The 8,037-nt window shown below is 69.3% G+C and carries 8 protein-coding genes; 2 read left to right on the top strand and 6 right to left on the bottom strand.

From position 1 onward, the window contains the following. Window positions 1–460 precede the first annotated feature (460 nt). From tyrS to P0W64_RS22290, 4 genes are read right to left on the bottom strand one after another with little or no spacing between them, the layout of a single operon-like run. Entirely contained in the window at window positions 461–1,732 is a 1,272-nt protein-coding gene (tyrS, locus tag P0W64_RS22305; protein ID WP_275482396.1) for a tyrosine--tRNA ligase, read from the bottom strand. A gap of 23 nt (window positions 1,733–1,755) precedes the next feature. Beyond that, window positions 1,756–3,201, bottom strand: a complete 1,446-nt coding sequence (locus P0W64_RS22300; RefSeq protein ID WP_275482395.1) for an amidase — start codon at window positions 3,199–3,201, stop codon at window positions 1,756–1,758. A 10-nt stretch (window positions 3,202–3,211) separates the two neighbouring features. Continuing rightward, window positions 3,212–3,859: a DNA-3-methyladenine glycosylase gene (locus P0W64_RS22295; protein WP_275482394.1), complete on the bottom strand. Its 648-nt coding sequence runs from the start codon at window positions 3,857–3,859 to the stop codon at window positions 3,212–3,214. Continuing rightward, on the bottom strand, window positions 3,840–4,046 hold the full coding sequence (locus tag P0W64_RS22290) for a Trm112 family protein (protein WP_275482393.1): 207 nt from the start codon (window positions 4,044–4,046) through the stop codon (window positions 3,840–3,842). Before P0W64_RS22290 ends, P0W64_RS22295 begins: the two co-directional genes overlap by 20 nt. Before the next feature lie 122 nt (window positions 4,047–4,168). On the opposite strand from P0W64_RS22290, the gene P0W64_RS22285 reads away from it, so the two are divergent. After that, on the top strand, window positions 4,169–4,900 hold the full coding sequence (locus P0W64_RS22285; RefSeq protein WP_275482392.1) for an ABC transporter ATP-binding protein: 732 nt from the start codon (window positions 4,169–4,171) through the stop codon (window positions 4,898–4,900). Next, window positions 4,897–5,628: an ABC transporter permease gene (locus P0W64_RS22280; RefSeq protein WP_275482391.1), complete on the top strand. Its 732-nt coding sequence runs from the start codon at window positions 4,897–4,899 to the stop codon at window positions 5,626–5,628. The genes P0W64_RS22285 and P0W64_RS22280 overlap by 4 nt, the downstream gene beginning before the upstream one ends. 88 nt (window positions 5,629–5,716) lie before the next feature. Here P0W64_RS22280 and P0W64_RS22275 read toward each other — a convergent pair whose 3' ends face one another. After that, complete coding sequence (locus tag P0W64_RS22275) at window positions 5,717–7,888, bottom strand: cation-translocating P-type ATPase (protein ID WP_275482390.1); 2,172 nt, start codon at window positions 7,886–7,888, stop codon at window positions 5,717–5,719. A 7-nt stretch (window positions 7,889–7,895) separates the two neighbouring features. Continuing rightward, a partial coding sequence (locus P0W64_RS22270) for a DUF1490 family protein (protein WP_275482397.1) occupies window positions 7,896–8,037 on the bottom strand: 142 nt, incomplete at its 5' end.

Below are 8,037 nucleotides of genomic sequence, written 5' to 3'. Positions count from 1 at the left end.
ACCTCGTCAAAGAAAAATTGAACGAGAAAAGCCACACACAAACAACCAAAAAAACACTCTCTTGATCGTCTGTGCAAAGCCAAAAAAAACATCTTTGGCACTGACAATTCATCGACACACTGTTGAGTTCTCAAAGAACACGCCCACACCAGACCAGAGCCACCGAACAACAACCCCGGCACCCGGAACGAGCAACCGCTCCAGCCTACAACACCAGCAACACGGAGTCAAACCCCCGCACCACCCCAGCAGACCCACCACCAAGAACCCGACCCGACCACAGAAACACACCTGCACCCGAACCGAACCCCCGGCGACTTCGAATAAGTTACACGGCGTCGAACATCGGGCCAAATCCGCAGGTCAAGGCCGAGAACGTTGCCAGAAGCCCTGGTCAGGACGAGGCTGCGCTGGGGTGGTCCCGCCGCTGCCCCGTCGTGATCCGCCGCACAAGCCCGGTTCAGGCGAACCGGGCTCCGGCGAAGCTCTTCTTCCCCCGACGGATCACCAGCCACTTGCCGTGCAGCAGGTCGCCGGGGTCCGGAGCCCACTCCTCGTCGGTGATCTTCACGTTGTTCGCGTACGCACCGCCCTCCTTGACAGCGCGTCGCGCGGCGCCCCGGCTCTCGGACAGTCCGGTCGCGACCAGGAGATCGACGATCGTGCGTGGTTCGCCCGGGGCGACATCGGCCACCGGCGTCTCAGCCACCGCGGCCGCCAGGGTCCCCTCGTCGAGCTCCGCGAGTTCGGCGCGGCCGAAGAGAGCCCGCGAGGCGAGCTCAACCGCGTGGGTGTGTGCCTCACCGTGCACGAGGGTGGTCATCTCGGCCGCGAGCCGGCGTTGCGCCGTCCTGCGCTGCGGCGCCTCGTCGGTCTCACGCTCGAGCTCGTCGATCTCGTCCCGGGTGAGGAAGGTGAACCACCGCAGGTAGCGGATCACGTCCGCATCCGCGGTGTTCACGAAGTACTGGTACCAGGAGTACGGGCTGGTCATCTCGGGGTCGAGCCATAGCGACCCCCCGCCGGTCGACTTGCCGAACTTCTTGCCGTCCGAGGACGTGACCAGCGGCGTCGTCAGAGCGTGCGTAGTGCGACCGTCGATCTTCCGGTTGAGGTCGACGCCCGAGATGATGTTGCCCCACTGGTCCGAGCCGCCGCACTCGAGTGTGCACCCGTACCTGCGCGCTAGCTCCACGAAGTCGTAGGCCTGCAGCAGCATGTAGCTGAACTCGGTGTAGCTGATGCCGTCGCCGTCCAGCCGCCGCTTGATCGTGTCGCGTGCGAGCATCACGTTGAGGGAGAAGTGCTTGCCCACATCCCTCAGGAACGTCGGGACGTTGGTCTGCCCGTGCCAGTCCAGGTTGTTCACGACGACAGCCGAGTTCGGCGCGTCCCCGAAGTCGACGAAACGGCGCAGTTGCGCCTCGATCCGCTCCGCCCACTCGGCGACCGTGTCGGTCGAGTTCATGACTCGCTCGCCCTCGTCGCGTGGGTCGCCGATCTGCCCGGTCGCGCCGCCGCCGAGGACGACCGGCCTGTGCCCGAACTGCTGGAACCGCTTCAGCGTGAGCAACTGAACCAGGTGGCCGGCGTGCAGGGACGGAGCCGTGGGATCGAATCCGATGTAGAGCGTCCTCATACCGTCGGCCAGGTGCTCACGCAGGGCGTCGAGGTCGGTGGACTGCGCGATCAGGTCGCGCCAGGTCAGTTCGTCGAGGATGTCCGCACTCACGCGGTCTATTGTCGCCCGCGGGTTCAGAGTCCCATCTCCCGGGTGACCGGCGGACGCCGGTCCGCCCACGGCGCGGCGCGCTCGAGCGTCGCGGCCAGCCGCAGGAGCGTGTCCTCCGCGCCCATCCGACCGATGAACTGCACGCCGACGGGGCGGCCGTCGGCCGTGGTCCCTATCGGCAGGGTGATGGCGGGCTGGCCGGACAGATTCACGGGCGCCGTGAACACGGCGCCTCGGGTCATCCGGTCGTTGTAGGTCTCCAGATCCTGGTTCTGCATATCGAGGAAGCCCGTCTCCGGCGCCGACTCGGGCAGGACCGGCGCGAGGACGACGTCGAACTCCCGCTGCTGGCGCACGTAGTCGCGCGCGAGGCCGCGCATCAGCTCCACGTCGACGTAGTGCTCCGGTCCGGTGATAGAGCGCCCGAGCCGGATCATCTCCCAGGTGACGGGCTCGACATCCTCCGGGGTGACCTCGTGCCCCACCGCGCCCGCGGCGAAAGCGTGCGTGGCCGCGGCGGACACCGCTCCGATCCGGCAGAACACATGGCCCAGGAGTTCGATCGAGAAGCGCACGTCCACTCCGTCCACGTCGTGCCCCAGGTCCCGGCACAGGCCCGCGGCCTGTCCGACGGCGGCAGCGACGTCCTCATCGGGCGGCGCACCGTCGGGGCCGGACGTGATGACGCCGATCCGCAATCGGCCGGGCTCCTGCGCGTAGACCTCGCCGTAGGGCACATCGGGTGAAGGGAGCGCGTACGGCTCGCCCGGCTCCGCGCCCGCCACGATGTCGAGGTAGGCCGCGGTGTCCCGCACCGACCGGGAGACACAGAGGAAGCAGGCCGAGCCGTACCAGAAGTCGGTGAGCGTCGGCCCGAACGTGACCCGCCCACGCGACGGTTTGAGGCCGACGACACCGTTGATGGATGCAGGGATCCGGATGGATCCGCCGCCGTCGCTGGCGTCGGCGATCGGCACCATCCGGCTCGCAACCGCGACCGAGGAACCGCCCGACGAACCGCCGGGGATGCGGGACGGGTCCCACGGGTTGACGGTCGGGCCGTGGAACGCGGGTTCGGTGGTGCCGGCCCAGCCACCCTCCGGGACGTTCGATTTACCCAGAGGGATGAGCCCGCCGTCGCGCAGCCGCTCGGCGAGTGTCCAGCTTCCCGATGCGACGTAGTCCTTGAAGTAACGGGAGCCGTTGGTGACCGGGAAGCCCTCCCACTCGACCGCCAGATCCTTGAGGACGAACGGGACTCCCGACAGCGGGCTCGTCGGCGTGACGCCGGCAGCCGCCGCCCGCGCCCGCTCGGCGTCGACGAAATTGAGTGCGTTGAGACGGGGATTCAGTAATTCCACGCGTCTCAGCGCCTCATCGACCAACTCGGCCGGCGTGATCTCCCGCTCCGCTATCAGCCTGCCCAGCCCCACCGCGTCGTACCCCTCGAACACCTCCGCAATCGTCATGGCTTCGTGTCTACCCACCGAGCACCGGCCGGTGGGGCGGTTCGACCGGATCGACAGGCCACGTGTTTCCGCGGGGAGGGCCGGACACCTCCGATGCACCCGCGAGCCATAGACGCCAAGGCTTCTCGACAGCGCGGCTGATGCCGATCCGCGGACCGGACGCGACGGTACCGCGCCTCGCCGCAATCTCCAGGCGGATCGGCGAATCGGGATCGAAGAGATCGATTCCCTTGTCCGACAATGCTATCCCCATGGCTTCACCGAGCCGTCCCGGCCCCGACGCAAGCAACCTGGAGGCCTGCCCCTCGGGACGCCGGGTGCGCACGACCTCCTCGCCCTCCTCGATACGGGCGGCACGCATGAGCACTCCCGCCCCGACGCCATCGGGTCCGGCCGTCACGTTGACACACACGTGCATCCCGTAAGACAGATACACGTAGAGGTGGCCGGGTGGACCGAACATCACCCCGTTGCGGGGCGTCACCCCCGGGAAGGTGTGTGCAGCGGGATCGGGCCATGGCCCATCGGGTGGCGAGCCGTAGGCCTCCACCTCGACGATGCGCGCTCGCACCGGACCGGCGGGCGGGTCCACGACCAGAGTGGAGCCGAGCACCCAGCGCGCCGCGCGCAGCGGGTGATCAGCCAGCCGCGCGCGCAAGGATGCGCTGATGCTCGTCCTCGTCGACGTCACGGGCCTCGGCGATCAGCAGGACCGGCAACCCGTCCACGATCGGGTACGCCCGCCGCAGGCGCGGGTTGTAGAAGAGCTCGTCCGCCACGTAGAGCAGCGGCCCTTTGTCCTGCGGGCACGCAAGGATCTTCAGCAGCGTCGCATCGATGGCCATAGGCGCAGGGTACCGGCTCGGCGTCGCACCGCCCTCCCGGGCCGCGGTGTTGACATCGCCCGCGCGGCGGGCGACGATGAGGTCAGTATTTCAACGCTCGATGAGTTGCTGCGGAGGCACCCATGGACACCGCGATCGCGTTCGACGGCCTGACCGTGTCCCGTGGCGGTGCGGTGGTGCTCGACGCGATCACCGCCCGCGTGCCGCGCGGCTCCATCACCGGTCTACTCGGGCCGTCGGGCTGCGGCAAGACCACCCTCATGCGCGTAGCGGTCGGCGCTCAACGGATCACGTCCGGGACGACGACGGTGCTCGGCCGTCCCGCCGGTGCGCGCCCACTGCGCTCGGAGGTCGGCTACGTCACGCAGTCCCCCGCCGTGTACAGCGATCTCACGGTCGACCAGAACGTCCAGTACTTCGCCGCGATGTACCCGGCGCGACGGGCCACAGCCGCCGCCGACGTCGGTGACGCGATCGCCGCCGTCGGCCTCGACCGACTGCGCAGCAGGCCGGTCGACAGACTGTCGGGCGGCCAGCGTTCGCGGGTCTCGATCGCCTGTGCGCTCGTCGCACGACCGCGGCTTCTCGTGCTCGACGAGCCCACTGTCGGACTCGACCCCGTGCTGCGAGCCGAACTCTGGGAGCGCTTCACGTCGCTCGCCGACTCGGGAACGACGCTGCTCGTCTCCAGCCACGTCATGGACGAGGCCGCGCACTGCGCGCGGCTGATCCTGCTGCGCGAGGGACGGCTCGTCGGGGATCTGACTCCCGCGGAGCTCCTCGGGCGCACCGGCGCCGGGAACCTCGACGACGCATTCCTCGCACTCATCCGTTCCCAGGAGGCGCACTCATGAACCCGACGATAGTGTCCGCCACCGTCGTTCGCGTGCTGCGGCAACTGCGAGCGGACCCGCGCACCATCGCACTGGTGCTCGCGGTTCCCAGCGTGTTACTCGCGCTGCTGTACTTCCTCTACCCCCGAATCGCCTTCGACCGGCTGGCTCTGGTGATGCTGGGCGTGCTGCCGTTCGCCCTGATGTTCATCGTGACGTCGATCGCGATGCAACGCGAGCGGGTGTCCGGAACGCTCGAGCGGCTGCTCACGACGCCGCTCGCCAAGGCCGATCTGCTGCTCGGGTATGCGGGGGCGTTCTCGGTCGCCGCAGCGGCTCAAGCGGTGATCGCGACGGCTGTGACGGTCTATCTGCTGGGGATGACCACGACGGGTCCCGTTGTGCTGGTGGTCGTCATCGCGGTGGTGGACGCGTGGCTGGGTGTCGCCCTCGGCCTGCTGTTCTCGGCGTTCGCGCGGACGGAATTCCAAGCAGTGCAGTTCATCCCGGTGGTCGTGGTGCCGCAGATCTTCCTGTGCGGTCTGCTGGTCCCGCGCGCGCAGATGCCGGACTGGCTGCAGTGGATCGGACGGGTCCTGCCGCTGACCTATGCCGTCGATGCGCTGCAGGAGGTGGGCCTGCACCCGTCGGCGACGATGTCGATGTGGATCGACATCTGCATCGTCCTGGCGTTCGCACTCGGCGGGCTCGGGCTCGCCGCGGCGACGCTGCGCAGGACCACGGCCTGAGCGGCTCCGCGGCCACATCCCGACGGCCGGCGCGGGCGGCGCCGAATCCGCGGATGCCCGACCGGAGACGCCGAGCGACGGACCGACGTCAGTCGGCGATGCGGTAGCGGGTGGTGCGTGCGCTGTTGGAGGCGACGGCGACGGACGATGCGTTGTGGGCGATCGCGGCCATCACCGGCGAGAGCCCACCGACCGCGCCGAGCGCCACGCCCAGGGCGTTCACCGCGATGGACATACCGTAGTTCTGCCGGATCACAGCGACGGTGTGCCGTGACAGGTCACGGAGGTCGACGAGGCGGGAGAGATCGTCGCCGGCCAATGCGACATCCGCCGTCTCGACTGCCACATCGGTGCCGCCCATACCCATGGCGATCCCGATATCGGCCTGCGCGAGCGCGGGCGCGTCGTTGGTTCCGTCGCCGATCACGGCGACGACGTGGCCCTGCTCGCGCAGCGTCCGGACCGTCTCCTCTTTGGTCTCCGGCAGGGTCTGCGCGTGCCACTCGGTTATGCCCAGCTCTGCTGCGACGGCCTCGGCCGCGGCCGGATTATCACCGGTGAGCATCACGATCCGTCGCACACCATCGGCACGCAGAGCTTGGAGTACGGCGCGGGCCTCGGGGCGCACGCTGTCGCGCAGCCCGACCAGGCCGACCAGCTCCCCGTCGACGGCGAGCAGTAGCGGCGTCTCGGCGACCCGGTGCAGCCGGTCCACCCAGTTCAGCGCCTGCTCGGCGATCACGACGCCCTCGCGCTGCAACAACTCAGGATTGCCCAGCAACAGGATCCGTCCGTCCGCTTGGGTGCGCATGCCGAGCCCCAGAAGCACCTCGCACTCCTCGTGTGCCGGGATCTCGATGTGCCGCTCGTGGGTGGAGCGGATGATGGCCTGCGCCAACGGGTGCCGCGAGTGGATCTCGGAGCTCGCGACATAGGCGAGCACCTGTTCGGCGGTCCAGTCGGAATCGAAGGAGACGATGTTGGTGACCAGCGGACGCCCCACGGTGAGCGTGCCGGTCTTGTCGAACACCATCGCGTCCACGCGCCCGGCGGCCTCGAGATGCGAGCCGCCCTTGATCAGCATGCCGCGGCGGGCGCCGTTGCCGATCGCGGCGCTGATCGCCGTCGGTGTCGCGAGTCCGACGGCGCACGGGCACGCGACCAGCAGCATCGTCATCGCACGGCGGACATCGCGGGTCAGGACGAAGGTCGCCGCGGCGACGACGAACGACGCCGGAACGAAGCGCGCCGAGAATCTCTCTCCCACGGTCTGGATCGGCGCCTGATCGGCCTGAGCCCGTTCGACACGGCTGAGGATTCGACCGATGGCGGTGTCCGCGCCGACCGCCTGCGCGCGCACCACGATCCGGCCCCGCAGCAGCACGCTGCCCGCGTGCACGGACTGCCCTTCGACGGTCGCGATCGGAAGAGTCTCCCCCGTGATCGCGGACTGGTCCAGCACTCCGTCGCCGGACACCAGGACCCCGTCGACCGGGATCGCCACATGCTCGTGCACGACGACCAGGTCGCCCACCGCAAGCTCGTCGATAGGTACGAGACGCTCGATGTCGTCGTCGCCCGCGACCCAGACCTCGGTCGCGCTGCCCGCCAACAGGTCCCGGATCGCTCGGCGCGTGCGGCGCAGCGTCAGATCCTGCAGATACTCGCCGATGTTCAGAAGCCACAGGACCGTCAGGGCGACGACGTTCTCGCGCAGCACCAGGCTCGCTACGGTCGCCGCGGACACGAGCATGTCGGTCCCGCCGAACCTACGGTCGCCGAGCGAACGGACCGCGCCGCGCAGAAACGGGTAGCCCGTGAAGATCGTGACGCCGGCGGCCGCGGTACGGCTGGTCGGGCCCAGCAGCGGAGGGCGGCGCGCCACGTAGCGGCGCAGGCCGAGCAGAACAAGCGCGGCGCCACCTACTGCCATGCGCGCCACGTCGCCGCCCGAGACGTCCGCGGAGCGCGGGGCGTGCGGTGCGACGGCCGCCCGCGGCTCCGCGATCGCCGAGCGCGCCGCCGCGAGCACCTCGTCGCGGAGGCAGGAGTCACCGATCCAGACCACGATCGATCCGGTACGGGGGTATGCATACGCGGCCTTGACGCCCGACACCTGGTCCAGTGCCCGCTCGGCGGCGACGGCCCGGGCGGGCGATCCGACGAGCCACGGCGCGGTGTACCGCACGCGACCCGCAGCGTCCGAGCGGATGACGATCGGGACATCGTCCTCGACAACTGATGCCGATGCGCTGCTCATCGGCGCCTCAGTGGCTGTGGTCGTGCGCCTCGCCGGGCGCCGATGGTGGCGGCGCCTGCTCGCCGATCTGCTCGCGGGCCTCGGCGACGACATCGGCGACGGCGAGACGGGCGGACTCGGCCGCGGTCTCGGCCGCGCGGGCGCCCCCG

It is taken from the genome of Tsukamurella sp. 8F, from assembly GCF_029167375.1.
Lineage (GTDB): Bacteria > Actinomycetota > Actinomycetes > Mycobacteriales > Mycobacteriaceae > Tsukamurella.
This window is presented reverse-complemented; position numbering and strand designations above follow the sequence as displayed.

Coding starts and splice junctions, on each gene's coding strand:
- P0W64_RS22285 (WP_275482392.1), top strand. CDS start 4,169: ATGGACACCGCGATCGCGTTCGACGGCCTGACCGTGTCCCGTGGCGGT.
- P0W64_RS22275 (WP_275482390.1), bottom strand. CDS start 7,888: ATGAGCAGCGCATCGGCATCAGTTGTCGAGGACGATGTCCCGATCGTC.
- P0W64_RS22280 (WP_275482391.1), top strand. CDS start 4,897: ATGAACCCGACGATAGTGTCCGCCACCGTCGTTCGCGTGCTGCGGCAA.
- P0W64_RS22300 (WP_275482395.1), bottom strand. CDS start 3,201: ATGACGATTGCGGAGGTGTTCGAGGGGTACGACGCGGTGGGGCTGGGC.
- P0W64_RS22290 (WP_275482393.1), bottom strand. CDS start 4,046: ATGGCCATCGATGCGACGCTGCTGAAGATCCTTGCGTGCCCGCAGGAC.